27 protein-coding genes are annotated in these 26,335 nt (G+C 40.3%); 2 read left to right on the forward strand and 25 right to left on the reverse strand.

Features of this window, described 5'->3' with window-relative positions; translation table 11 throughout:
• Position 1: 1 nt before the first annotated feature.
• From QM911_RS02295 to QM911_RS02355, 13 genes are all read right to left on the reverse strand, one after another.
• Positions 2-1,105, reverse strand: coding sequence for a glycosyltransferase (locus QM911_RS02295; protein ID WP_414312982.1), 1,104 nt, complete (start codon positions 1,103-1,105; stop codon positions 2-4).
• Complete coding sequence (locus QM911_RS02300) at positions 1,095-1,931, reverse strand: LicD family protein (protein WP_414257943.1); 837 nt, start codon at positions 1,929-1,931, stop codon at positions 1,095-1,097. Before QM911_RS02300 ends, QM911_RS02295 begins: the two co-directional genes overlap by 11 nt.
• Before the next feature lie 140 nt (positions 1,932-2,071).
• Complete coding sequence (locus tag QM911_RS02305; protein ID WP_414312983.1) at positions 2,072-3,391, reverse strand: LCP family protein; 1,320 nt, start codon at positions 3,389-3,391, stop codon at positions 2,072-2,074.
• Entirely contained in the window at positions 3,388-4,236 is an 849-nt protein-coding gene (gene pheA / locus QM911_RS02310; protein WP_414312984.1) for a prephenate dehydratase, read from the reverse strand. The genes QM911_RS02305 and pheA overlap by 4 nt, the downstream gene beginning before the upstream one ends.
• The gene (locus tag QM911_RS02315; protein WP_414312985.1) at positions 4,233-4,709 is read right to left on the reverse strand and encodes a shikimate kinase; all 477 of its coding nucleotides are present in this window, start codon (positions 4,707-4,709) and stop codon (positions 4,233-4,235) included. The genes pheA and QM911_RS02315 overlap by 4 nt, the downstream gene beginning before the upstream one ends.
• Positions 4,702-5,985 carry a 3-phosphoshikimate 1-carboxyvinyltransferase gene (gene aroA / locus QM911_RS02320; RefSeq protein WP_414312986.1) on the reverse strand — a complete coding sequence of 428 codons (1,284 nt, stop codon included), beginning with the start codon at positions 5,983-5,985 and terminating at the stop codon, positions 4,702-4,704. The genes QM911_RS02315 and aroA overlap by 8 nt, the downstream gene beginning before the upstream one ends.
• A gap of 89 nt (positions 5,986-6,074) precedes the next feature.
• Entirely contained in the window at positions 6,075-6,413 is a 339-nt protein-coding gene (locus QM911_RS02325) for a YlbF/YmcA family competence regulator (RefSeq protein ID WP_075227509.1), read from the reverse strand.
• Positions 6,414-6,424: 11 nt separating this feature from the next.
• Positions 6,425-7,528, reverse strand: coding sequence for a prephenate dehydrogenase (locus QM911_RS02330; RefSeq protein WP_075228072.1), 1,104 nt, complete (start codon positions 7,526-7,528; stop codon positions 6,425-6,427).
• Between the two features lie 9 nt (positions 7,529-7,537).
• Positions 7,538-8,704 (reverse strand): chorismate synthase, encoded by a 1,167-nt coding sequence (aroC, locus tag QM911_RS02335; RefSeq protein ID WP_414312987.1) that lies wholly within the window; start codon positions 8,702-8,704, stop codon positions 7,538-7,540.
• 9 nt (positions 8,705-8,713) lie between these two features.
• Positions 8,714-9,781 carry a 3-dehydroquinate synthase gene (aroB, locus tag QM911_RS02340; protein ID WP_075228074.1) on the reverse strand — a complete coding sequence of 356 codons (1,068 nt, stop codon included), beginning with the start codon at positions 9,779-9,781 and terminating at the stop codon, positions 8,714-8,716.
• A 16-nt stretch (positions 9,782-9,797) separates the two neighbouring features.
• Positions 9,798-10,655 (reverse strand): shikimate dehydrogenase, encoded by an 858-nt coding sequence (locus QM911_RS02345; protein ID WP_075228075.1) that lies wholly within the window; start codon positions 10,653-10,655, stop codon positions 9,798-9,800.
• On the reverse strand, positions 10,645-11,322 hold the full coding sequence (gene aroD, locus QM911_RS02350) for a type I 3-dehydroquinate dehydratase (RefSeq protein ID WP_070459889.1): 678 nt from the start codon (positions 11,320-11,322) through the stop codon (positions 10,645-10,647). Before aroD ends, QM911_RS02345 begins: the two co-directional genes overlap by 11 nt.
• Positions 11,319-12,482 carry a class I SAM-dependent rRNA methyltransferase gene (locus QM911_RS02355; RefSeq protein ID WP_075228076.1) on the reverse strand — a complete coding sequence of 388 codons (1,164 nt, stop codon included), beginning with the start codon at positions 12,480-12,482 and terminating at the stop codon, positions 11,319-11,321. The genes aroD and QM911_RS02355 overlap by 4 nt, the downstream gene beginning before the upstream one ends.
• Before the next feature lie 245 nt (positions 12,483-12,727).
• Between QM911_RS02355 and QM911_RS02360 the strand changes: the two genes are divergently transcribed.
• Positions 12,728-14,179: an alpha-amylase gene (locus tag QM911_RS02360; protein WP_075228077.1), complete on the forward strand. Its 1,452-nt coding sequence runs from the start codon at positions 12,728-12,730 to the stop codon at positions 14,177-14,179.
• Between the two features lie 199 nt (positions 14,180-14,378).
• Here the strand turns inward: QM911_RS02360 and QM911_RS02365 are convergent, their stop codons facing one another.
• The 12 genes from QM911_RS02365 to cdaA form a co-directional block, all read right to left on the reverse strand.
• Entirely contained in the window at positions 14,379-15,053 is a 675-nt protein-coding gene (locus QM911_RS02365) for a DnaD domain-containing protein (RefSeq protein ID WP_075228078.1), read from the reverse strand.
• Between the two features lie 8 nt (positions 15,054-15,061).
• Complete coding sequence (gene metA / locus QM911_RS02370; protein ID WP_414312988.1) at positions 15,062-16,006, reverse strand: homoserine O-acetyltransferase MetA; 945 nt, start codon at positions 16,004-16,006, stop codon at positions 15,062-15,064.
• 190 nt (positions 16,007-16,196) lie between these two features.
• The gene (locus tag QM911_RS02375) at positions 16,197-16,709 is read right to left on the reverse strand and encodes an adenine phosphoribosyltransferase (protein ID WP_001049312.1); all 513 of its coding nucleotides are present in this window, start codon (positions 16,707-16,709) and stop codon (positions 16,197-16,199) included.
• Positions 16,710-16,831: 122 nt separating this feature from the next.
• Entirely contained in the window at positions 16,832-17,437 is a 606-nt protein-coding gene (locus QM911_RS02380) for a hypothetical protein (protein ID WP_414282628.1), read from the reverse strand.
• Positions 17,437-19,305 carry an ABC-F family ATP-binding cassette domain-containing protein gene (locus QM911_RS02385; RefSeq protein WP_414312989.1) on the reverse strand — a complete coding sequence of 623 codons (1,869 nt, stop codon included), beginning with the start codon at positions 19,303-19,305 and terminating at the stop codon, positions 17,437-17,439. Before QM911_RS02385 ends, QM911_RS02380 begins: the two co-directional genes overlap by 1 nt.
• The gene (locus QM911_RS02390; RefSeq protein WP_414312990.1) at positions 19,302-20,501 is read right to left on the reverse strand and encodes a CCA tRNA nucleotidyltransferase; all 1,200 of its coding nucleotides are present in this window, start codon (positions 20,499-20,501) and stop codon (positions 19,302-19,304) included. The genes QM911_RS02385 and QM911_RS02390 overlap by 4 nt, the downstream gene beginning before the upstream one ends.
• The gene (dapB, locus tag QM911_RS02395) at positions 20,498-21,265 is read right to left on the reverse strand and encodes a 4-hydroxy-tetrahydrodipicolinate reductase (protein ID WP_414312991.1); all 768 of its coding nucleotides are present in this window, start codon (positions 21,263-21,265) and stop codon (positions 20,498-20,500) included. The genes QM911_RS02390 and dapB overlap by 4 nt, the downstream gene beginning before the upstream one ends.
• Positions 21,266-21,415: 150 nt before the next feature.
• A complete protein-coding gene (locus tag QM911_RS02400; RefSeq protein WP_414312992.1) occupies positions 21,416-22,264 on the reverse strand; it encodes a DegV family protein in 849 nt (282 codons plus the stop codon).
• A 4-nt stretch (positions 22,265-22,268) separates the two neighbouring features.
• A complete protein-coding gene (locus QM911_RS02405; RefSeq protein ID WP_004252208.1) occupies positions 22,269-22,643 on the reverse strand; it encodes a DUF1149 family protein in 375 nt (124 codons plus the stop codon).
• 66 nt (positions 22,644-22,709) lie between these two features.
• Complete coding sequence (gene glmM, locus QM911_RS02410; protein ID WP_414312993.1) at positions 22,710-24,059, reverse strand: phosphoglucosamine mutase; 1,350 nt, start codon at positions 24,057-24,059, stop codon at positions 22,710-22,712.
• A gap of 21 nt (positions 24,060-24,080) precedes the next feature.
• Complete coding sequence (locus tag QM911_RS02415; protein ID WP_414312994.1) at positions 24,081-24,872, reverse strand: YbbR-like domain-containing protein; 792 nt, start codon at positions 24,870-24,872, stop codon at positions 24,081-24,083.
• The gene (gene cdaA / locus QM911_RS02420) at positions 24,859-25,716 is read right to left on the reverse strand and encodes a diadenylate cyclase CdaA (protein WP_414312995.1); all 858 of its coding nucleotides are present in this window, start codon (positions 25,714-25,716) and stop codon (positions 24,859-24,861) included. The genes QM911_RS02415 and cdaA overlap by 14 nt, the downstream gene beginning before the upstream one ends.
• Positions 25,717-25,926: 210 nt before the next feature.
• On the opposite strand from cdaA, the gene QM911_RS02425 reads away from it, so the two are divergent.
• Positions 25,927-26,335, forward strand: a 409-nt coding sequence (locus tag QM911_RS02425) for a helix-turn-helix domain-containing protein (protein ID WP_414312996.1), incomplete at its 3' end; no start/stop codon positions are given.

Genomic DNA, 26,335 nt, shown 5'->3' on the forward strand with positions numbered 1-26,335 from the left:
GCTACTCCTCTATTAGTTTTTCTACTTGTTCAATTTGTTTAGCAATTGTAAACTGTTGAATAAATTGGCTAGCTTCATTAACATCAAAGCTTGATACACCTGTCATGTAGTTATCGATCGCTTGAGCTGCTTCTTGATTACTATCAATGACTTTACCAAATCGACCTTCCTGAGATAATTCTTCTGCTCCGCCAACCTCGGTAGACACAAAGGGGACCCCTAGACTCAAGGCCTCAACATAGACCCCAGGAAAACCTTCCTGTTTGGACATGGATAAAAGAACTTGCATCTTAGAAAGATACTGATACGGATTTTTTTGATAACCAAGGAAATGAACGTAATCCTCAAGTTGATACTCTTTGACTCGTTTTTTCAACTCCTCTTCCATGTCACCAGCCCCTATAAAGTAGTGATGGTATTTCTTGCCTTGCTGGTGCAACAGTCGTATAACTTCTACTACTCGATCAGAACCCTTATTCTCTTCAATACGTCCAATAGTACAGATGCTCTGAGGAGCTATCTCAATAGCAATCTTTTCTTTTGATTTTTCCAAAATGCTTTCAAAATCATAACCATTATAGACTGTTACTAATTTCTGTGAGTAATCTGGATAAACTTCTTTGATAGAATTGCTGGTTTTCTTTGAAATTCCTACTATCCTATCAGCAGCATCCAATTGTCGTCTATGAGAATCACGCTTCGAACTATCAGTTAAGAATTCTTCAATACTTCCATGAATCCAAGAAATCTTCTTCACTTCTTGTCGTTTAGAATATAAAAGAGGAGGATTCATAATAGTAAAGGAAACCTCTACATCATAGTGATCTTTTATAAGTAAGCGTCTTGTTAACCTTGGAAAATAAATTCTCAATCTCCATAAAAGCGCTCTTAACCATCTTGGTTGACGATAATCTTGAAAAGCTTTTAAAATTCTCACATTTTCAGGCACAGGTTCGTATCCTTTATCAAAATGTTCCATTTCAAGGATATCAATATCATACTTTTCCGGATCCAAGTTTGAAACAATCGTAGAAAGGATTTTTTCGGCACCGCCTCCTAGGGAGAAAGACCACATAAAAAATAGAATTTTCTTCTTATCCACCATACTCTCCCTTATATTCAGTGTAACTCTTATCCATATCTGCTATAAGGGCATCGTGGTGAGGCACTTGCTTGTCAGCTGGTGGTGGTGTCATGTAGTCACCAAAAGCTGTACTGAGATAGGCATCATAACCAACTGGAATAGGCATTTCTGTTCCTTCGAAAGGTAAGAAAATGTTGTCTTCAAAGGCTTGAATTGGGTATTTCTTCTTCATGTAACCTGGACCTGAGCATAACTCTGTGATGCCATCACTTTCAGCTGGTCCATACTTGGTCATTTCTTTCTCAGCCTTTTTCCAGATACGATAGCGAAGGGCTTTAGGAGTCAATCCTAGTAAAATGGTACTACCCCACTTCATGAGAGCTCCGTGCTTTTCTGGAATGGTTTGTGCACAAAAGAGAGAATAAATCAAAGCCCAACGTACCTGTTTCTTACGTTCAGCTGGGTTTTTAGGGTAGTAATCCAAGGGAAGAACATCCAAGGCCAAGCCGTGTGGTAGATCCAAATCTTGTTGGTAAGGCTTGATACAAGTCGTCTCCTTGTCTCGAATAGTGATAAAGAGGTTACGGTCAACAAAATCTCTATCACTTTTTGACAGGAAGTAACGCTCGTCCGCATAACGAGGCCATAGCTCTGCTAGTTTTTCATAATCCTTGCGGGGCATAAAGAAGTCTAAATCATCATCCCAAGGGATAAAACCTTTATTTCGTAGAGCTCCAATAGCTCCTCCACCACACAAATAACAGAGTAAATCGTGTTCTTTACAAAAGGCGACAAAATATTCAGCCATCTCTAGGCTACGAGCTTGAATTGCCTTTAAATCACTCATCTTATTCTCTTCCTCTTCTATAGAATACATCATTCTATTATACCATAAAAATAGTTTATAAATCCATCTTACCATGTGAAAAATCAAAGCCCAAGATACCCATTTTCATAGGTACCTCAAGCTCTGATTCATTTTACATGTTATCTAAATCCCATTTGGGCCAATTTATTTTGGTAAGCTTTTTGGTCCACTCGAAGGGATTGACCGCCGTATACGTCAAAGTCGTCTACCCAGTCTCCAAGTTCTGGGACTGTCAATCTTTCAATACCATTCTGCGCTCCTTCAAGGACTGATAAACCGTTGGTCAATAAGAAGGTATATGGAAGGTTTGTAGAGGTCATGGCGAAAACTTTCCCGAGTGCTTCTGAGCCTGTGAAAAGTTTTGTAGGATCCTTAATCTGCTGCAAGACAGCTGTCATGACCTGTTGTTGTCTACGAGTACGGCCATAATCCCCTTCATCATCATCACGGAAACGTGCATAGTTCAGAAGAGTCGAACCATTCATCTGTTGTTTTCCAACTCGAATGGTTTGAGTCGGTGACTCAGTTTCCGTTGCATGCAAGTCATCGCCTACAGTCGCTTCTGTCACAGGAACCCCGTTTAGGGTTGAAAACTGAGCATCAATAGTCACACCATCAGGGAACAGCGTATCAATGGCTGTCGCAAAGGCTTGGAAATCGACAAGGGCATAATATTTTATGTCTAGATCAAAATTATCCTTGAGCACCTTGCGGACCATTTCAGCTCCTTGTTTACCTTCTTGTTCCCCTAATTCATAGGCCAAGTTTAATTTATGGTCGGTCTGTTTTTGACCATTGATGACTTGGCTATATCCATCAATATAGACCAGGTTATCACGCATAAAGCTAACGAGCTTCAATTTTTTATCTTTGCCACTTACATTCAAAACCATAATGGAATCTGTCCGTGTTTCTGCACTATTCTGTCCAATACGGCCATCCGTACCCAAAATAAGAATATTAACCCCATCACGCGTATCTTGTCCATTGAAGACTTCAACCTGAGCAGCTTTGGCATCTTTGGGCCCATTTGAACTATTAGGGTTCGCCGATTTGAAGCCTTTTAAGAACATGACGATCATTCCTACTGCTACACAAAGTAATATCATCCCTAACCAAGCAAATAAGCGTTTAAAACGAAAACCTCTTTTTTTCTTTTGCTTCTTAGCTTTTGGAATCTTCGTTTCCAGTTGATCTCCACTACTACGGCGACTAGAACGACTACGATTAGCATAGGTTGGTAGGTCGATACCAGAGTCTGAAAGAAGTTGTTCTTTGGCTTCTGGATTGAAAACTTCTGCTGAATCTTTTTGACCTTCTAACTTGGCTTGTAAAAAGGCAAATTCTCTCTTTTCTTTTTCATTCAAATAATGAATGTTTTTCAAAAGATAGTCATATCTCAGTTTTTCATGATGTGTCAAAGGATTCTCTCTAGTCATTCCTTCTCCTTCCCTTTATCCTGTATGGTATAGATAGGGTAAGCTCCTAGTATTTTATACTGGATTCCAATCGTTTCTAGTTCTTTTTGAGCAAAATGGACCAGTTCTTTATCAGCATAGTCCACATCAATGATAAAAAAGTATTCCCCCAAGGCTGTTTTTAGGGGACGACTTTCTATCTTGGTTAAGTCAATCCCTCGCCAAGCAAAGGTAGAAAGTGCTTTGTATAATGCACCTGGAAGATTATCTGGCAAGGTTACTGCTAAGCTCATTTTTTCAGTTGCATCTTGTAAAGGAATCTGTGGCAACTCTGCACCCAAAACCCAAAAGCGAGTGAAATTAGCTTCCATCTCTTGAATATCTTGAGCGATTAGCTCCAGCCCGTATTCTCCAGCAGAACTTTTGGGGGCAATGGCAGCAAAAGGCTGATCTGGATGCTCGGAAACATAGCGCGCAGCGTAGGCTGTACTGGCAGTGACCTCCAGTTGAGCGTCTGGATAATGCTCATCAATAAATTTCTTCCCCTGTGCCAAAGCTTGTGGGTGAGAAAAGATTTTCTTAATTTTAGATTGCCCTGGCACCGCCATCAACTGTTGATGAATTGGCTGTACAATCTCCGCCACAGCTTGAATTCGAGCCTGGTGGAAAAGATAATCCAAGGTTTCATGAACACTACCTTCAATAGAATTTTCAACTGGCACTACTGAAAAGTCTACTAGGCCCTGTTCGTAAGCCTTGATAACGTCCGTAATATTTGAAAAAGGCTCTAGTTCCTCATGAGGAAAAGCCGTTTGCACCACATGGTGCGAAAAAGATCCTTTAGGACCTAGATAGGCAATTTTCATGTCAATTCCTCTATAATTTCCTCTGGACTTAGCTTGGACACATCGATAACTTTACTAGCCACTTCCTCATACCAAGCCTGTCTTTCTTTAAAAATCGAAGCCAAATCTTCCTTGCTATTCTTTAAAAATAGTGGACGTTGATTGTCCTCATCGGCTGAAATTCGCTGGTACAGGGTCTCAAAATCTGCTTTAAGGTAGATGTTGTCTGGATTTTGCTTTAGCAAGGCACGATTACGCGGAGAAATGACTACTCCTCCCCCAGTTGACACGACTTGGTCTGTTTTTAATAAATCAGCTAAAATTTCTGATTCTACCTGACGGAAGGCTGCTTCTCCTTTTTCCTCAAAGAAAAGAGCAATCGGCATCCCCAGTCGGTCTTCCAGCAAGGCATCCATGTCTACAAAGTCAGGATCTAATCCTCTAGCAATAGTAGATTTTCCTGCACCCATAAAACCTAGTAAAACCTTAGCCATGAATCAAAGTCTCCAAATCATCAAAGAAACTTGGGTAGCTAGTATTAATAGCTTCAGCACGATCTAATTCGACCTCTCCATCTGCCACTAAAAGAGCTGCAATGGCTGTCATCATGCCTATACGGTGGTCACCAAAGGTATTGACTCTGGCTCCATGGAGAGCAGATTTCCCTTTGATAATCATGCCGTCTGCTGTAGGAGTAATAGCTGCTCCCATGCTATTTAAAGCATCTGCGACAACTTGAATACGGTCAGTTTCTTTAATCTTGAGTTCTTCCGCATCTTTGATAACTGTTTGACCTTGAGCTTGGGTAGCAAGGAGGGCGATAATTGGTAATTCATCAATTAAACGCGGAATCAAGGCTCCGCCAATCTCAGTTTCCTTCAAATCTGAAGTTTCAACAGTCAAGGTTGCAGACTTAGCAATTGGGTCAATGTCAGTAAGATCCAATTTCCCACCCATAGCACGGATAACATCAATAATCCCTGTACGAGTTTCGTTAATGCCCACATTCTTTAGCACGACACGAGAATTTGGAACAATCAAGCCAGCAACCAACCAAAAGGCTGCACTGGAAATATCTCCTGGTACGACAACTGTTTGTCCACTTAGTTTCTGTGGTCCTTGGACAGTGATTGTCTTACCATCGACACTCAAGTCTCCACCAAATTGATGTAGCATATCTTCTGTGTGGTTACGAGTGCACTCCTTCTCGACAATGACTGACTGACCGTGAGCCTGCAAAGCCGCAAAAATCAAGGCTGACTTGACTTGGGCAGAAGCGATTGGCAATTCGTATTGAATAGGTGTTAAATTTTTTGTACCTGTTAAGTGTAAAGGTGGCAAGTCTCGCTCTGTTTGACCTGAAATGCTAACTCCCATTTTTTTCAGAGGAAAGGTCACACGGTCCATAGGACGTTTAGAAAGACTGTCATCTCCAAACATTTCTACTTCAAAATCTGCACCAGCAAGGACGCCTGAAATCAAACGAATAGAGGTGCCAGAATTCCCCATATCGAGAGCATTCTGAGGAGCTTTCAATCCATCCATCCCAACACCTTGTATGGTAACGACACCGTCTTTGTCCTCAATCTCTACGCCGAGGTCCCGAAATACTTGCATGGTTGATAGGACATCTTCACCACGCAAAATATCATAAACTTTAGTCTCACCTTCAGCCAAGCTTCCAAAAATAATAGAGCGATGACTGATGGATTTGTCACCTGGTACGCGAATGCTACCATTCAAATGGTTAACGTTAGTTTTTAACTTCATACTAGACCTCATACTGACAATACTTTTTCTTATTTTATCACAAAAAGTCAGAAATTTCTTAAAAATTCCTGACTTTATGAGGTAAATTCTTATTTTAAAAGTTCTGAAATTGGTTCAAATACGATTTTTTCAATATCAGATAGATAAATAGAAAGTTGTTGCTGTTTGGCAAAGAAAGCTGATAAAAGAGCGTTACCTTGAATCTGCTTACCAAAGCTTTCCATTTTTTCTTGGAAAGAAGCGTCGGGCATTTGACCAGTTTGTGCCATGACTTGGATTTCATGTTGAAAAGCAATATAATCTGCAAAGATTTTACTAGCTTCTTCATCGGCTTGGATAGCATCTCTAGCTTCCTTAACCGCCTTGTATTCAGGCAATTCGCGTAGTCCACGACTAAGTTCGTTTGCACTATCATAAATATTTGACATAATTGTCCTCCTTATTTGATAACGACTGTGTAATTCGTATTTTCTGTAATGACTTGCTCAGCACGTTTTAAATCCTGAGCATTCTTAAAGGAAATTTGCAGAATCCCGTGAATATCTTCACGGTTTTCCTCATTGATATGGATATTGACCAAGGAAGTTCCTCTTAGCAATTCCAAGATGCGCAAGATAACATCTTCTTCATCGGGAACATCTACATAGAGGTCAAATGAGCTATCTACTCCGCCACGTTTATGAATTTCCATAGCTTGACGTTGTTCACGCGCTTGATTGAAAAAGTTCCAGATTTGGTTTTCATCACCCTTACTGATAGCTTGTCCAATCTCGTCCAAACGGCCCTTGAAGTCCTCGATGCGTTCAATAATGGTATCCCGATTGGATAAGAGGATAGAAGTCCACATACCTGGCTCGCTTTCAGCAATCCGAGTCATATCACGAAAACCACCTGCCGCAAAGCGTCGCGCCATTTCATGCTCTTCAGCATAACTTGCAGTTTGTTCCATCAGGCCTGATGCTAAGATATGCGGAAAATGGCTAATCTGAGAAGTCACTCGGTCATGCTCTTCAGCATCGATTTCAATGAAACGAGCATGAAGACCTGACAGCAAGTCTCTCATTTCTTCGAGCGTATCCGAAGTTGTCAGACTAGATGGCGTGAAGATATAGTAGGCATTTTCAAAAAGATTAACATCGGCAGAAGCCGCTCCTGTCTTATGACTCCCTGCCATGGGATGAGCTCCAACAAAGCGAACAGACTTATCAGCAAAACACTTCTCAGCTGTAGCCACGATAGCTGACTTGGTCGATCCAGCATCGGAAATAATGACACCTTCTTTCAAGTCCAAGTTGGCCAATTCCTTAATAAAGGCAATGGTTTGCTTGATTGGTAAGCTGAGGATAATAACATCTGCAAGTGGAGCAAAACTAGCAAAATCATCTGTCGCACGATCAATCATTCCTCGCTCCAAAGCAATATCTCTAGACGCTTGACTACGATTGTATCCTAAAATTTCATAATCAGGATGATCCCGCTTGATTCCGAGTGCCATGGAAGCACCAATCAAACCAAGGCCTGCGATATAGATGGTTTTTGCCATAAGAACTCCTTAATAATTCTTTGTATACTCCCGATGTTTAGCAACAGCTTCTTTTAATTCTTCTAGATTATCAGATGAAAATTTCTCTAAGATTTCTTGAGCCAAGACTGTTGCTACGACTGCTTCCATAACAACACCTGCTGCTGGAAGAGCGGTTGGATCACTTCTCTCCACCGTTGCCTTATAAGGCTCATGGGTTTCAATATCGACACTCATTAATGGCTTATAGAGAGTCGGAATTGGTTTCATAACCCCACGGACAAGAATCGGTTGGCCATTGGTCATACCACCTTCGAAACCTCCGAGATTATTAGTACGACGAGTATAGCCATCTTCTTGTGACCAGAGAATTTCATCCATGACTTGGCTGCCCTTGAGATAACCTGCTTTAAAACCAAGTCCAAACTCCACACCCTTAAAGGCGTTGATTGAAACAACTGCTTGAGCTAATATTGCATCTAGCTTTCTATCCCATTGGACATAGGAACCCAGACCAACCGGAACACCACCGACAACTGTTTCGACAACACCACCAATGGTATCTCCATCACGTTTAATCTGATCAATATAGTCCTTGATCTCCTGCTCACGTTCTTGGTTAACGATAGAAACTTCTGACTGAGCAGCCAGTTTCTTAATCTCCGCGACTGTCAAGTTTTCTGGAACATCAATTTCCTTGCCACCAAAAACAACAACATGATTAGCAATTTCGATATCAAGCTCAGCTAAAAGACGCTTGGCAACAGCTCCAACTGCCACTCTCATGGTCGTTTCACGGGCAGATGAACGTTCCAGAGAATTTCGCAAATCATCAAAGCGGTATTTGATACCTCCTACCAAGTCAGCGTGACCTGGGCGAGGATGTGTGATTTTTCGTTTACTTTTAAGTTTATCCTCAATATCCTCAGCAGACATGATATCTAGCCATTTTTGATGGTCTTTGTTAATGACATCCATGGTAATGGGAGCCCCTGTCGTCTTCCCGTGGCGAACACCAGAAGTAAAGACAACTTGGTCACTTTCAATCTTCATACGACCACCACGTCCGTATCCACCCTGGCGACGTTTGAGATCCTCATTGATATCTTCTGCAGTTAAAGGAAGACCTGCTGGGATTCCTTCAATAATTGCTGTCAGACGAGGACCATGTGATTCTCCTGCTGTTAAATATCTCATACATTCTCCTTATTTCACTAAGTAATCTTTCATTTCTTCGAGAGAAACTGGGTGAATCCTTGCTGAACCAAGTTCTGGTACCAAGACTAATTTCATAGTGTTGCCACGCGCTTTTTTATCGTGAGTCAAAGCCTGATAAAGCTTATCAAGGTCCCAGTTTTCATAATTCACAGGAAGGCCAAATTTCTGACATATTTCTCGGATAGACTGAGTGATTCCAGCTGGCATAAGGCCTTTTTGTTCTGCTACCTTAGAAACCTGAACCATTCCCATCGCTACTGCCTCACCATGCATGACACGTCCATAACCAGCAGTTGCTTCAATAGCATGACCGATTGTATGACCAAAGTTGAGATACAGACGAATGCCATTGTCCAATTCATCCTCAACTACCATCTTGCGCTTGACCTGGCAAGAATGCTCAATCAAACTTTCTGAATGCTCCAAAATACTCTCTACAGAACCATCCATTTCAGATAATAAGTCCCAGAGTTCTGGATCTTCAATTAAGCCATACTTGATGACTTCACCCATTCCTTCAATCAATTCTCTCTTCCCTAAGGTTTCAAGAACGTTTGGGTCAATCAAAACACCATCTGGCTGGGCAAAAGTTCCCACCATATTCTTGGCAAAAGGAGTATTCACTCCTGTCTTACCCCCGATTGAAGAGTCAACTTGAGCTGTCAAGCTAGTCGGAATTTGAACAAAGTGAATACCTCGCATATAGGTTGAGGCTACAAAGCCAGCCAAATCACCAACTACACCACCACCTAAAGCTACAATTCCGTCACTGCGAGTCAAGTCTTGCTTAACTAGAAATTCATAAGCCTTTTGAACCGTGGTTAGATTTTTTCGCTCTTCCCCCTCTAGAAAGTCAAAAACTGCCACTTGAAAACCAGCATCCTCTAAGCTCAATTTTACTTTTTCTGCATAGAGAGAAGCCACATGGTTATCGGTAATGATAACGACTTTTTGCGGTTGCCAAAGTTCCCTCAACCATTTTCCTGCTTGAGACAGGCATCCTTTTTCAATCTGAATATCATAAGGATGGTGGGGAAGGTCTATTTTGATTTTCATAGCAGTTCTCCTTTTTTCATTTTTGATACTTTTGTTTTAGTAATTCCCAGATTTGATTGGTTGGCATTTCCTTTCCGGTCCATAGCTGAAAAGCTTCAGCTGCTTGGTAAAGCAACATGCCCAGGCCATTAACAGCATGATTGCCCTGATTTCTTGCCCATTTTAAAAATGGTGTCTCAAAGGGTTGATAAATCACATCAGCTACCAAAAGCTTCTCTGGTAAAACGACACTTGCTGGGATTGGCAGAGATACTCCATCCATGCCAACACTAGTCGCATTTACCAGTAAATCCGAATCAATTATCCTTGCTTGCAGTTCAGAAACATCTTCTAAAGCAAATAAATCTACCTTAAATCCTGTTTCATTTTGTAGTTTTTCTAAGTAAGGTCTTGTTTTTTCTATTGAAGCCGAACGTACAAAGACAGAAACTTGACTGACTCCATCCAAGATTGCCTGCGCCAAAATTGCCTTGGCTGCACCGCCTGCTCCTAACAATACCATTCTTTTCCCAGATATTTTAAAAGAAGGCAAGCTCTTAAAGAATCCCTTGCCATCTGTGTTATATCCGATTAAAGTTCCCTCTCGATTCACCACTGTATTGACAGCACCAATCAACCGAGCTTCTTCGCTCAACTGGTCCAGATAAGAAATCACCTGCTCCTTGTAAGGCATGGAAAGATTGATCCCAAACATCTGGTAACGACGAATGTTGGTAACTGTTTCTGCCAAGTCAGTCGCTTCTACTTCCCAAGCTACATAGACACCATTGGTATGAGTTGCTTCAAAAGCTTGATTGTGAATGAAGGGAGAAATGGAATGTTTGATAGGATTGGCGACTACAGCTGCTAAACGTGTGTAGCCATCAATCTTCATTTAGTATCTCCCGAATTTTTTTCATGCTAGAAAGTGAAATCTGTCCTGGAGCACTGGCTTCGTCCAGACTTGCGAAAGACCAGCTAGAACCCGTCACATCTGAAGTGATACGAGAAACCTTACCCACTTTCCCCATAGAAATCGTCACATATTCTTGTTCTGGGTTCAATGTTTTAAAGCCACGTGTAAAGTTCATAAGGTCCAATACATCTTGTTCTGTTTGAGCCATAACCGATACTTTAACCACTTTCGGAGTTAGACTGGTTAGCTCGGATAAGATTTCCATCATATTCTCTGGAGTTTCTTGAAAGTTATGATAACTCAAGACTAGATTTGGAAAATCAAGCATCTCTTCAAAAACATCCTTGTGAGAAAAATACTCAAAATCAATATATTCTGGTTGATAGAGTTGAGCTACATCTTTGATAATTTGTACATACTCTGCCGAATCCAAATCTATCTCTCCTCCCTCAGCACGAGTTCGTAGGGTAAAGAGGAGTTCGCGACCTGCAAATTTTTCAAAAATAGCTGGAGCTACCTGTAAAATAGCTTCCTTTGGTAGGAAATCGGCACGCCACTCAATGATATCAGCATCAATATACCGCATGGCATCGATTCCTTGCGCCTCTTCTAAACTCTTTGGCATTACTGAAACGACTAATTTCATTTAGTTACCTTCATGCTAATCACCTTGAGGTAATTACTACTTTCATCTTTTTCATTGTAGACAAAGTCTGCTGGAAGTCCATACTTTTGAAGAACCTGATATTTTCTTCCTGCGAATCCTTTGTCGATTTGTTCTATAAATTTTTGACGGGAAACATTGGCAGCATTGGTGCTAGCAATGATCATACCTCCCGGATTTAAAATCTCTAAACTCTGGGAAATCAACTTGTGATAGTCCTTAGCTACAGAGAAAGTTTGCTTTTTATTACGGGCAAAGCTAGGTGGATCCAGAACGATCACATCATAAGACAAGCCCTTACGTTTAGCGTATTTAAAGTATTCAAAGACATCCATGACGATGAAACGATGACTGTCAAGACTGAGTCCATTGGCATGAAAATGAGCTTCTGACAGTTCTCTTGAACGTTTGGCTAGGTCTACAGAGGTTGTTTCACTAGCTCCTCCCGTGGCTGCAGCAACTGAGAAGGCTGCTGTATAGGAAAACATATTTAGCAAGGACTTGCCCATGGCTAAACCATCAACAAAGCTACCACGAACTTCATGCTGATCCAAGAAAATCCCTGTCATAAGACCATCATTCATAAAGACTTGGTACAAGACTCCATTCTCAAGAACTGTAAAATTTTCTGGTGCTTCTTGACCATAGATATGGGCAGACTCATAGTCTAGACCTTTAAAACGAATCTTTTCATAGGCACCTAAGACTTCAGGGAAAACCTGAGCAAAAGCCGCTAAAATCTGTTGGCGAAGTCCATAGATATAGGAGTTATACCAAGAAAAAACAACATAATCTCCATAGAGATCCAAAGTCATTCCACCAAAATCATCGCCTTCTTGATTAAACAAACGAAAGGCAGTTGTCAACTCATCTTGATAGTAAGCAAAACGTTTTTGTTTGGCTTTTTCAAACAAACTTTCAAAGAATTTTTGGTTAAAAGAAAGCTTCTGGTTCGTTACAAACCAACCAATCCCCTTATTTTGACGAGATAAATAAGCCTTGCCCAAAAACTGCTTGTTTTGACTCAATAACTCAACTTCTTGATCAGTTTCAGATAGTTCTGGAAAATCAATTTCCTCCAAAAGTACTAGACCTTGGTTTAGTTTTTTTTCAACACGTCTACTGACGAATACTTTATTCATAAACACTATTATAACAAATTTTGTGACAATTCACAAAATAGAAACTATTGATTCATCCATCATCTTGCCCTATCTGAGAGAATGTTTCCTCCCATTAATCCTACTATTTTTATTTTATATATTTCAACACTTCTAGTTGAAAAATAGACATAAAATTTAAAGAGTTTAATTACAACGCAAACGTTTGCATATTCTTTGGCTTTATGCTACAATAATTCTCATCACTGTAAGTAAGAGGATCAACTATGAAAAATCAAACCCTAATGCAATATTTTGAGTGGTATCTCCCCCACGATGGAAATCACTGGACACGCCTAGCTGACGACGCTGAACATCTAGCCAACTTAGGCATTAGTCACATTTGGATGCCCCCTGCTTTTAAAGCAACAAATGAAAAGGATGTTGGTTATGGCGTCTATGACTTGTTTGACCTTGGAGAATTTAATCAGAAGGGTACTGTACGTACCAAGTATGGCTTTAAAGAAGACTATCTTCATGCCATCCAAACTTTAAAATCTCATGGAATTCAACCTATGGCTGATATCGTCTTAAATCATAAGGCAGCCGCTGACCATTTAGAATCTTTCCAAGTTATCGAGGTGGATCCAGAAGATCGAACTGTGGAACTAGGAGAACCTTTTACCATCAATGGCTGGACCGGTTTTACCTTTGACGGACGACAAAACACCTACAATGACTTCCACTGGCACTGGTACCATTTCACTGGAACTGACTATGATGCCAAACGCCATAAATCTGGGATCTATCTGATACAGGGAGACAACAAAGGCTGGGCTAACGAGGAATTAGTTGATAACGAAAATGGTAACTATGACTATCTCATGTATGCAGACCTAGATTTCAAGCATCCAGAAGTCATACAAAATATCTACGATTGGGCAGATTGGTTTATGGAAACGACTGGTGTAGCTGGTTTCCGTTTGGATGCAGTTAAACACATAGACTCTTTCTTTATGCGCAACTTCATTCGCGATATTAAAGAAAAATATGGCCAAGATTTCTATGTCTTTGGAGAATTCTGGAATCCAGACAAGGAAGCAAATCTGGACTACCTTGAAAAGATTGAAGAGCGCTTTGATCTTGTCGATGTTCGCCTTCACCAAAATCTCTTTGAAGCAAGCAAGGCTGGAGAAGACTATGATTTAACAACCATCTTTGATGATAGTCTGGTTCAATTCAATCCAGACCGAGCTGTAACCTTTGTCGATAATCATGATACTCAACGTGGCCAGGCTCTTGAATCCACTGTTGAAGAATGGTTTAAACCAGCAGCCTACGCCCTCATTCTTTTGCGAGAGCAGGGGCTCCCATGTGTCTTTTATGGAGACTACTACGGTATTTCTGGTCAATATGCTCAGCAAGATTTCAAAGATGTTCTTGACCGTTTGCTAGCTATTCGAAAAGAGTTGGCTTATGGAGAGCAAACGGACTACTTTGATGACCCTAATTGTATCGGTTGGGTCCGTTCAGGAGCTGAAAATCAATCACCACTTGCCATCGTGATTTCTAATGCCCAAGAAAACTGCAAGACCATGTTCGTCGGTCAAGAATGGGCTGACCAAACCTTTGTTGATTTGCTTGGTAACCATCCTGACCAAGTAACGATTAATGCTGAAGGTTATGGAGTTTTCCCAGTTACAGAACGCTCTCTTAGTGTATGGGGACTGGCTAACTAATCAATTAATACTCTTCGAAAATCTCTTCAAACCACGTCAGCTTCCATCTGCAACCTCAAAACATTGTTTTGAGCAACCTGCGGCTCGCTTCCTAGTTTGCTCTTTGATTTTCATTGAGTATAAAACACACAAAAAATGCCCACAAGCTAGATTTTCTTTCTAGCATGTAGGCATTTTTTTCTATTATCAATACTTAAAATTAGTCTTTCCAAAGATCCATAGCATTTTGAAAATCTGCAGAAACTTGAACATTTTGAGGATTAGTCGCTTCTCTCTCCTGACGCTTAGCCTCTACCTGGACTACACTCTTAATACCTTCATGACGCCAGTTTCTTAGGATAGCTTGGATGTACTTCCAATTTGGTTTTCCATTCAAAACAGCCTCACGTAGGGCTTCTTTGATCAGGTCCGCACTGGTTCTGTCTTCTTTCAAACTCTTTTCTAAATCTTCGATTTCAAAAGGACTTAAGAGACGACCTAGCTCTTGTTGGAAGGTTTCCACCAAGTCTTTCAAATCATTTTTAGCAGGTACCACTTGATTTGGTTCTTGCTTTTCAAAAAGTTGGTCTAAGCGCTCTAAAGCTAAAGTCGCATCAAAAATCACTTCTATCTCACCATTGAGTTCAATGGTTCGGTATTGAAGTAAGCCTTTTTCTGTCAAGCGCGAAATAGCTTGATTAACTTCAAAGACTTGCTTTCCAATTTTCTCAGCAATTTGGCTTGGGGACAATTCCCCTAGGGCTGTTGTATTTTGTAGGTAAAAGAATTGCCAAACTAAGAAATCATCGCTTGATGAGAAAAGTTGATTGTAGTTTAAGAGCAGAGCACTTGGTAGCACCAAGTTCCCTGATTTAAAAGCATCTAAATATGTCATAATTCCTCTTATAAATATCCAAAATGAGACACATCTTCCTCCGTACTCTTCCACTCAAACGGCGTTTCTTGGTAAACTGCATAATTTACCCAGTTACTAAAGAAGAGAGCTGCAGATGAACTCCAACGCATACAAGGAAGCTCATGGATGTCATCATTTTTGAAATAATTTTCTGGTATATGGGGATCTAAACCAGCATCTAGATCTCTAAAATATTCTTTCGCGAGCGTATCACGATCATACTCTAAATGCCCAAAGCTATATACTTCTCTCAAATCTCGACTCGCAAGGATAGAGATTCCCACCTCTTTTCCTGATGCTAAAATCTCTAGATTTGTTTTATTCAGAATGTCTTCTTTGTGGACTTCTGTATGGCGAGAATGAGGGGATACATATAAATCATCAAAACCTCTCAAAAGAAGGTGACCTTCTTTTAAAACATCCTGAGGATAAATCCCCGAAAGCTTCTGCTCCATCTGGTATTTATCTACGCCATAGCGATAGTATAGACCTGCCTGTGCCCCCCAACAAATATGCAGGGTTGAAAAGACATGAGTCTTAGACCAATCGATAACTTGGGTAAACTCCTGCCAATAGTCAACCTCCTCAAATGGAAGGTGCTCAACTGGAGCTCCTGTGATAATCAAGCCATCGAAATAATCATCTTTGACTTCTGAGAAGGTCTTATAAAAAGTCTTCATATGCTCAGAACGAGTTGTTTTCGACTGATGACTTTCCATATATAAAAATTCAATATCTAACTGCAAAGGAGTATTGGCTAAATGGCGTAAAAGCTGAGTTTCTGTAACCATTTTCAGTGGCATCAAGTTTAAAATCAGAATTTTCAGTGGTCGAATATCCTGATGAGCCGCCCTCTGGTCATCCATGACGAAAATATTTTCCGTTCGTAAAATCTCAACTGCTGGTAATTTTTTATCAATTCGAATCGGCATAGAAATCTCCTTACTGTATCATATTGGACTCAAGTAAACATGGTATCGTCAAATGAAAATCAGCTGACGATAGTCCTTCCTTTTATTATACTGTAAGAAGATATAGTTTTCAATTATAGTTTTTCTCTAACTAGATATAGCTTATTTTTATATCAAATGAAGAGAAAACAGCCCTAGGGACTGTTTTTCATTAATAATGCATAAGCACTTTATAATCGTAATCTCCGATTGCTTCACGACCTTTTAGTTCATCAAGCTCGATTAAGAAAGCACAACCTGCTACAACACCACCTAATTTTTCAATCATTTCGATGGTTGCTTTAACAGTACCACCTGTTGCCAAGAGGTCGTCTACTATTAGAACACGTTGACCTGGTTTGATAGCATCTGCGTGCATTGTCAAAGTATCAACACCATATTCTTTTTCGTAGTCCGCTGAAATGACTTCGCGTGGTAATTTCCCTGGTTTACGTACAGGAGCAAAACCAATTCCCAACTCAAAAGCGACTGGACATCCAACGATAAATCCACGCGCTTCTGGTCCTACGATCATATCAATCTTTTTGTCAGTAGCATATTGAACAATTTCACGAACAGCATAGCTGTAGGCATTGCCGTTAGCCATCAAAGGGCTGATATCACGGAACGTAATGCCTTCTTGTGGATAATTTTCAATACTTGCAATGTAATCTTTTAAGTTCATAGCATTTCTTTCTTTTTAAGTTTTTACTCCCTATTATACCATAATTCTTAGAAAAGAGAAATAGAAAGAAACCCTGGAAACTGAGTCCAAGGCTTCTAATCAGATCTATAACTATTGCTCGTTTAATGAAATCTTTCCTTCTTTTTGCTTTTAGATTTTTGATTGCGTTGACGATTTTGTTGGATGCGCCACTCTCGCTCAAAGTAGGACATGGTTTCAAATACTCTTCGCGGTAAACCGACGTCCAGCAAATAGATTGGGATTTTCAAAACATTTGATTGCTTTGCAGTCGAAAATCTACTTCGTAGACGATTCCATAAAGAGTTGGTTTTCAAAAGATCTTTATCATTAAAATGAACTTCAATAGTATAAAAATCCCTTGAACTTCTACCACCCTTGATTCTCATTAGAGAAAATGTTTCTACTTGCCCCCAGGAATAAAACTGCCAATCTTTTTTAGGATGTGGCTTATAGGAAAAACCTTGGGCCGTACATTTCAAATACTCTTTATCTGAAAAAAGAAGTCGCAAACGTTCATACAAAATCCATCCAACAATGATGATTAAGAATAAGACAAAGAGTCTTAATGCCACCAATCCCACAGGTGCCTCCTTGGGATAGGTCATCATAAAAGATAGGATCCAAAGAAGAAAAGCTAACTCAAGGAAGCAGAGAACAATAGTCCAAATGATTTTCTTACTGCTCCATTTGATAATTTTTTCTTCCATTACGCCAACTCACTTAAATATTCATAGCGTTCATATTTTTCAAGCAAGGCTTCATTCTTCTCATCTAACTCTTTTTGAAGAGTAGCTAGTTTGCCAAAGTCAGAGCCATTGGCCTGCATTTCCTCTTCAATGACAGAGATACGGTTTTCCAAGGCTTCGATGTCACCTTCAATACTTGCCCACTCTTGCTTTTCTTGGTAGGTCATGCGTTTCTTTTCTTCACGGACCTTGACTACCTTTTCCTTCTCAGCCTTTTGAACTTGATTTGTCGCTTCTGCTTCGAAGGCTTTTTCATCTAGGTAGTCGGTGTAATGCCCAAAGAAAGGACGAATGCTACCATTCTCAAAAGCAAGAATCTTAGTCGCAACCTTATCAAGGAAATAGCGGTCGTGACTAACTGTCAAAACTGGACCTGCAAAGCCTTGCAAGAAATTTTCTAGAACTGTTAAGGTCGCAATGTCAAGGTCATTGGTTGGCTCGTCCAAAAGTAAAACATTGGGTTTTTCCAAAAGAAGTTTAAGGAGGTACAGACGTTTCTTCTCTCCACCTGACAGCTTCTCAATCAAAGTACCGTGCGTTGAACGAGGGAAAAGGAACTGTTCTAGCAACTCAGCGATAGAGGTCGTAGAGCCACCACTGGTCTTAACCTCTTCTGCCACTTCTTGTAGGTAATTGATAACTCGCTTGCTTTCATCCAGACCTTCGATTTGTTGAGAGAAATAGGCGATGCGAACTGTCTCACCGATAATAACCTCTCCTTCCGTTGGCTCAAGACTTCCCGCAATGAGATTGAGAAGAGTTGACTTACCAACACCATTGTCACCAACGATTCCGATACGGTCTTTAGCTTGAACCAAAAGGTTAAAATGTTGCAGAATCTGTTTGTCGTCATAGGCAAAGGAAACATCCTTGAACTCGATGACCTTTTTACCGATACGGCTAGTTTCAAAATTCATGCTCAAGTCTGTTTCAACACTAGTATCAGAAACCTCCTTTTTCAAGTCATGGAATCGATTGATGCGTGCTTGTTGCTTGGTTGCACGAGCCTGTGGTTGTCGTCTCATCCAGGCCAATTCTTGCTTGTAAAGCTGTTCCTTTTTGTGAAGAAGAGCTGCGTCGCGCTCATCCTGTTCCGCCTTGAGACGAACATAGTCTTGGTAATTTCCTTGATATTCTGTCAAACCAGCTCGGTCCAACTCGAAAATTCTCGTTGAAAGAGCATCTAGGAAGTAACGGTCGTGGGTGATAAAGAGAACCGTCTTCTTAGAATTTTTCAAGAAGAGGGTTAGCCACTCAATGGTCGCAATATCCAAGTGGTTGGTTGGTTCATCTAGTAACAAGAGGTCATGGTTGCCCAAAAGTACTTGGGCCAACTGAACCCGTCTTCGCAAACCACCTGACAGGGCTCCAACGGGAGTTGATAAATCCTGAATTCCCAACTTGCTGAGAACGGTCTTGACCTGACTCTCAATTTCCCAAGCTTGGAGGGAATCCATCTCTGCCATAACCCTTTCCAAACGTGCCTGCTTATCCTCACTGTAGTTGAGCATGAGCAATTCATACTCACGGATCAACTGGATTTCTTTCAAATCACTCGATAGAACAGTATCCAAGACAGTCTTGTTATCATCAAAATCTGGGTCCTGAGTCAAATAGCCAATCTTGTAATCATTTTTTGCCGAAAAAGGGCTTACGTCACCATCAAAACCTGAAACTCCTGAAAGAACATCTAAAAGAGTCGTTTTTCCAGTTCCATTGACGCCGATAAGACCGATTCTGTCCAAGTCATGAATGATAAAGGAAATATCCTTAAAGACGGTCTTGTCCCCAACGGATTTACTTAGTTTTTCAACAATAAAATCACTCATTTTTTCTCCCTCAAGTAGGCATGAATAGCTTCCAAGTTATTTTCCAAATCTCCATCCACAATAGCATACTCAATCTCTGCTAAAATTTCTCCCATTTCTGGTCCTGGTTGATAACCATATTCTTTGATCAAAATCCCACCATTGATTTGCATTTCTTTCTTATCATGAATGGTTAGGCTCTGATAAGTCTCTGTGATGGCCTGTGGATTGACTTCTTTCCCTTGAGCCTGACGAAGATTTTCAGCCTGTAAAAGCAAATCTAGATCAAAGCGGTAACAATCGCGCTTGCTTAGTTCCCCTTCTTCACGAAGTTCTAAGATCGTAAGTAAATCTTGAACTTGCTTGGCAAATTGACGCGAAGTTTTCCAATTTTTTAAAAATTGTTGAGCATCTTCCACTTCTAGACCCCATAAAAGTGCTGCCCAGGCTTGCTCAGAAGATTCAAAGGTAAAATCAGCCTCTAAGTCAAACAAAGATTGGAGTTTGTCCTGACTACCAGCCATATCTGGAAGATAATCATAAGCTTTACTTGCAATCATAGAAGACAGACCTACTCGCCAATGAGGAGCTAGTAGAAGTTTATCAAATTCAACAAAAGTACGTTCCACAGAAATTTTCTCTAAGAGTGGCGTTAAGGTTTTCATCGCTTCAAAGGTTTCTTGCTCGAGTTCAAAACCAAGACTAGCTTGAAAACGAAATCCGCGCATAATGCGTAGGGCATCTTCGTTGAAACGTTCACTAGCTACACCAACTGCTCGTAAAACTTGATTTTCTAGATCTTGTAAACCATCAAATAAATCGACGATTTCCCCTGTCTCATCCAAGGCAAAGGCATTGACTGTGAAATCTCGGCGTTTGAGATCTTCTTCGAGTGAACGAACAAAAGAAACAGAACTTGGTCTCCGATAGTCTACATAGACATCCTCTGTTCGAAAAGTGGTGACTTCGTACTCTTCATCTCCATCTAAAACCAAAACGGTCCCATGCTCAATGCCGATATCAGCTGTGCGTGGAAAAATCTGCTTGGTCTCTTCTGGATAAGATGAAGTCGCGATATCCACATCATGGATGGGGCGGTTAAGAAGGGCATCCCTAACAGAGCCACCCACAAAATAAGCCTCAAATCCTGCTTCTTTAATTTTTTCTAATACTGGTAAAGCCTTCTGAAATTCAGAAGGCATTTTTGTTAATTTCATAGTAAGTGTTCTAATCCATAGACAAGCTCATGACGCTTGACAACTTCTTTGATTCCCAAATTCACTCCTGTCATGAAGGAGCTACGATCATAGGAGTCATGACGCAGGGTCAATCCTTCTCCTTGATTTCCAAAAATAACTTCCTGATGGGCTACCAATCCTGGCAAGCGAACTGAGTGGATACGCATACCATCAAAGTTAGCTCCACGTGCTCCCGCAATGAGTTCTTCCTCATCGCTAGCACCTTGTTGAATAGACTCACGAACTTGTGCCATCAACTCAGCTGTTTTGATTGCTGTCCCGCTCGGAGCATCTTTTTTCTTATCATGGTGAAGCTCAATAATCTCCACATTTGGGAAGTATTTAGCTGCCTGTGCTGCAAATTGCATGAGTAAGACAGCACCCAAGGCAAAGTTAGGAGCAATCAAGCCACCCAAGCCTTTGGAACGAGACAATTCTTTTAATTCTTCGATTTCTTGACTAGTGAAACCTGTCGTTCCTACTACTGGAGCAAAGCCATTTTCAAGAGCAAAACGTGTATTCTCATAGGCGACAGCTGGTGTAGTAAAGTCCACCCAAACATGGGCATCAAAGCCTGCTATGTCATTTTTATCATTGAATACTGGAATTCCTTGCCACTCAGATGCAGACTCAAAAGGATCCAAAACAGCTACTAGTTCAAGTTCAGGATCAGACAAAACCATCTGACAAGCAGATTGACCCATTCTTCCCTTAAAACCAGCAATAATCACTCGAATACTCATCTTTACTCCTATCTAAGATACAAAGGACGTTAGCTGCCCATGAAAAATAGGGAATGGTGCTGACTTTCCATGAAAGGCAAGACAGGCATCTTTTTTCAAGAGGCAGATAGTCCGTGTTCAATTTTAAGATACAAAGCCTGTAAGAACAATCTAGACAATTGGTGTATAACCTAAAGCAATACTTCCTTCTCCAAGGTGAGTCCCGATGACACTGCCGAAGGTTGCAATTGAAATGTCTGTAGCTACTCCGCTGTCTAACAAAAGCTGAAGCAAATCAGCTGCTTTTTGAGGAGCATTCCCGTGAATGACAGTAATCTGGTAATTGCCATTAGCTGTTGCTTCTTTAACAATTTCAACCAAACGTTTTGTTGCTTTCTTCTCTGTACGAACCTTCTCATAAACTTCGATAACACCTTGGTCATTGAAATATAGAATTGGTTTAATGCTAAGAAGATTCCCTAAAATAGCTGCGCCATTTGATAAACGACCACCTTTAACCAGATGATCAAGGTCATCTACCACGATAAAGGCAGAAGTATTTTCAATCTGTTCTGTTAACTTATCTAGTATAGACTGGAAATCATCTCCCTGCTCAGACCATTGAAACACACTTTCCACCATGAATCCTAGTGGTGCGCTTGTAATTCGAGTATCAGGAAAAGCAATGGTTAGACTTTCGAACTCATCCGTCATATACTGGATATTCTGGTGAAACCCTGAGATTCCAGAAGAAAGGAAGAGACCCAAAACATGAGTATAGCCTTTTTCTTTTAATGATGATAAAATTTCATCCAACTTTGCAATACTTGGTTGACTTGTTTTAGGTAGTTCAGATGAACGAGCCATTTTTTCATAAAATTCTTGAGCGGTTAGATTTACACCTTCAACATACTCCTGTCCGTCGATATTCACAGGAATGTCAAGCACAAATAAATCTTCTTTCCGCAAGGTTTCCGCTTGTAGAAAAGCAGATGAGTCTGTTATGACCGCTAATTTCATTCTTTTAAAACTCCAAATTAATTCCTGGTAAGTCTAGTGCAATTTCCGTTACTTCATAAGTCAAACGGTTTAGCATATCCAAAGAAGGACGAGCAAGCGTCTCAACTTCTTCTTGACTAAAGTCACTTGGTTGATCTACGATACGGCCTTCAACGTGGTTGACTTGAGAAATAGTACCACTGATAACAAATTTATCAAAGACAATCATAAAGCTCAAAACAACTACGAGAGAAGTCACCTGATTTTCTTGGTCATGTTGAAGTAGTTGGAAGTTCACATCAACCTTTGTTTCAGGAATTCCGTTCTCATTTTCCCATTCAAAGTTACGAGCATCAAAGTGATACTGACTAACAAATTCTTGTTCACGTTTTAAATTCATCATATTCTCCATGGTTACAATTTACTTTGACATTGTAACATATTTTCTTATTTTCTGCTAACTTTCCTAAATTCCGATTTCTGCTTTCACAACTTCAGCAATGGTATCCACATAGTAATCTACTTCTTCAGTTGTTGGTGCTTCAGCCATGACTCGCAAGAGTGGCTCAGTTCCACTTGGACGAACGAGAATACGTCCGTTACCTGCCATCTCTTCTTCCATCTTATCGATAATAGCCTTGATAGCTGGTACTTCCATGGCTTTGTCTTTCATGGTATTTTCCACACGGATATTAACCAATTTTTGTGGGTAAATTGTTACTTCTGAAGCCAACTGAGATAAGCTCTTACCTGTTTCTTGCATGATCTTCGTCAATTGAACTGCTGACAACTGACCATCACCAGTTGTATTGTAGTCCATCAAGATAACGTGACCTGACTGCTCTCCACCGAGATTGTAGCCTGATTTTCTCATTTCTTCAACTACATAGCGGTCTCCGACAGCAGTGACAGCTTTATTAATGCCTTCACGGTCCAAGGCTTTATGGAAACCAAGGTTGGACATAACTGTTGTTACAATTGTATTTTGTGCCAATTGACCTTTTTCAGAAAGGTATTTACCGATGATATACATAATCTTATCACCGTCGACAATCTCACCGTTTTCATCTACTGCAATCAAACGATCGCTGTCCCCATCAAAGGCTAAACCAATGGCAGATTGATTTTCTTTTACAAGTTCTTGCAAGGCTTCTGGATGAGTCGAACCAACATTCAAGTTAATGTTCAAACCATCTGGAGTTTCTCCAATGACAGTGATTTGAGCACCCAAATCTGCAAAAATTTGACGAGCACTTGTAGAAGCTGCTCCATTTGCAGTATCCAAGGCTACCTTCATCCCTTCAAGAGCTGTTCCAGTTGAAACCAGGTAGGCTTCATACTTGCGTAATCCTTCTGGGTAATCAACAACAGTACCTAATCCTTCAGCACTTGGACGTGGGAGAGTATCTTCACTGGCGTCAAGCAAGGCTTCGATTTCTGCTTCTTTGTCATCGTCTAGCTTAAAGCCATCTCCACCAAAGAATTTAATCCCGTTATCAAGGGCTGGGTTGTGGCTAGCTGAAATCATGACACCTGCGCTCGCTCCTTCAGTTTTCACCAAATATGCTACTGCAGGTGTAGCAAGTACACCAAGTTTATAAACGTGAATTCCCACAGAAAGAAGACCAGCAATCAAGGCTGCTTCTAACATTGCCCCTGAAATACGTGTATCGCGTCCAACAAAAACCTTAGGCGCTTCTGTCGCATGTTGACTGAGGACATATCCTCCAAAGCGACCCAATTTAAAGGCCAATTCTGGCGTTAATTCTACGTTTGCTTCTCCACGGACTCCGTCCGTTCCAAAATATTTACCCATGTTATATCCTTTTCTAATTTTTTAGTCTTTCTTTGAAGAATCTGGTTTGGTTTCAGACCCTGCAGTAGAAGATTTCGTTGAAGATGAGCTAGTAGTTGAAGAGGTAGAACTACTTGCTGATCTAGCTTGTTTCGTTGTTATCTTCATGGTTGTTTCATACGGTTTAATCACCGTTGGTAAAACTGTTCCATTCTTATCAATAGCTTGTAAGGGAACTGAACCCGTATAATTTCCTGTAATTTTTTCACTAGTTGGTAAAACAGCCACAATCTTATCAATCTTAGATAAGGTATCAGCATCACTAGTAACTGAAACGCGTTCATCTGAAACAGTCACACTATCGATGAGAATTCGTTCATCAATCTTACCAGAGTCAATCTGTGGAGTGACTGGTAAATTATCCCGTGTTGCTTTCTTCCCAATTTTAACGGTGATTTTCTGCGGTGTTGCTAAGGCTGTTAAACCGTTCGGAAGATTTTCAATTGTCAAGGGAACTTCAACGGTTCCTTCTGTCGCCTGTGTTAAATCTGCAGTAACCTTAAATTTACGAGTGCTTTCTTGCATCTCACTAGCCAAGGTCACTCGATTGGATCCAGTTAAAAATACCGTTACTTCTGAACTAAAACCACTAATAAAATACTGCTCACTATCGTACTGAATATCAATTGGTACATTTACGACCGTATTGGTATAGGTTTCTGTTCGAGCCGGTCTTGCATTATTATTATTTTGATAATTAATAGAGGTAGCGTAGATAAATAAAATGCAAGCAAATAGGAGTGAGGAGATGATATATAAACTATTTTTTTTCATTCTTCCAGACTCCTAATATACGCTCTGTTAAGCTTGGCTCTTGTGAATTTTCCGGAATCAGTATACGACGTAGCTCTTCCTCAAATTCTTCCATCGTTAAATCATGCTTAAAGACACCATTATAGGTAATGGAAATACCTCCAGTTTCCTCTGATACCACAAAAGTGAGAGCATCAGAAACCTCAGATAAACCAATGGCTGCACGGTGTCGCGTTCCAAATTCCTTAGAAATACCAGTGTTTTCAGTAAGTGGAAGATAAGCAGATGTTACAGCTATTCGATCACCTTTTATAATGACTGCACCATCATGTAAAGGTGTGTTTGGAATGAAGATATTGATTAAGAGTTCTGCAGAAATCTTAGCATCTAAAGGAATCCCCGTGGAAATATATTCCTGCAAGGTTCTGACACGCTGAACTGATACCAGTGCTCCAATTTTCCGCGGGCTCATATATTCTACCGCTTTAACAAAGGCCTGAATCATCTTTTCTTCTGAACTCATTGGTGTACTTGAAAAGAAATCAGTCGCACGTCCTAATCGCTCTAAACCTGTCCGAATTTCTGGAGAGAAAATAACAACCGCTGCGATAACACCGTAAGTAATTAATTGATTGATCAACCAGGAAATAGTTGTTAAGCCTAGGGTATTTGCTGCTATCTGAGCTAAGATAAAAACTAAAACACCTCGAACCAGGATCATAATCTTGGTTCCTGCAATTGATTTTGTAAATTGGTATAAGATATAGGCAACGATAAGAATATCAATCACATTTATCAGAATACTCCAAGGACTGGAAAATAAACTAGACCAGTATTGAAGATTAGATAATTGCTGAAAATTCATTCTAGGCCTCCTCTCCATAAAAAAGCTACTCTTCATTATATCATTTTATATGAAAATTTTCTTCCCCCTACTTCATTTTAAATTGGTAGAAAATATACGGTAATTTCTCAAAGTAACTTCCACTTTCCTGACCGAAGTGGAAATTAGTCTAAAACGGATTTTTATGGTGGAATTAAGTGTGAGACGTTTGTGGTAGAAATGAGGCCTACTATGACCAAACATAAACACCTTACCCTTTCAGACCGTAATGATGTCCAATTAGGTTTAGAGCGCGGTGAAACATTCAAAGCTATCGCGCAACTTATTCTAAAAGACCCGACTACTGTTTCTAAAGAAGTCAAACGAAACAAACAAATTAGAGACTCTACCTCTAACAACCTTCCTTGCCCTCTACTTGATAAAGCTCCCTTTGTCTGTAATGGATGCCCTAAAAGAAGACAAAACTGTGGCTATCAGAAAATCTTCTATCTCGCTAAACAAGCTCAAAAGCAGTACGAACAAACTCTTGTCGAAGCTCGTGAAGGAACTCCTCTCAATTCTCAAACTTTCTGGGACATGGATAAAATCATTTCTGAGGGGGTTAAAAAGGGACAACACATCTATCATATCCTCAAAACTC

The sequence above is a fragment of the Streptococcus infantis genome (assembly GCF_047460825.1).
GTDB lineage: Bacteria > Bacillota > Bacilli > Lactobacillales > Streptococcaceae > Streptococcus > Streptococcus infantis_V.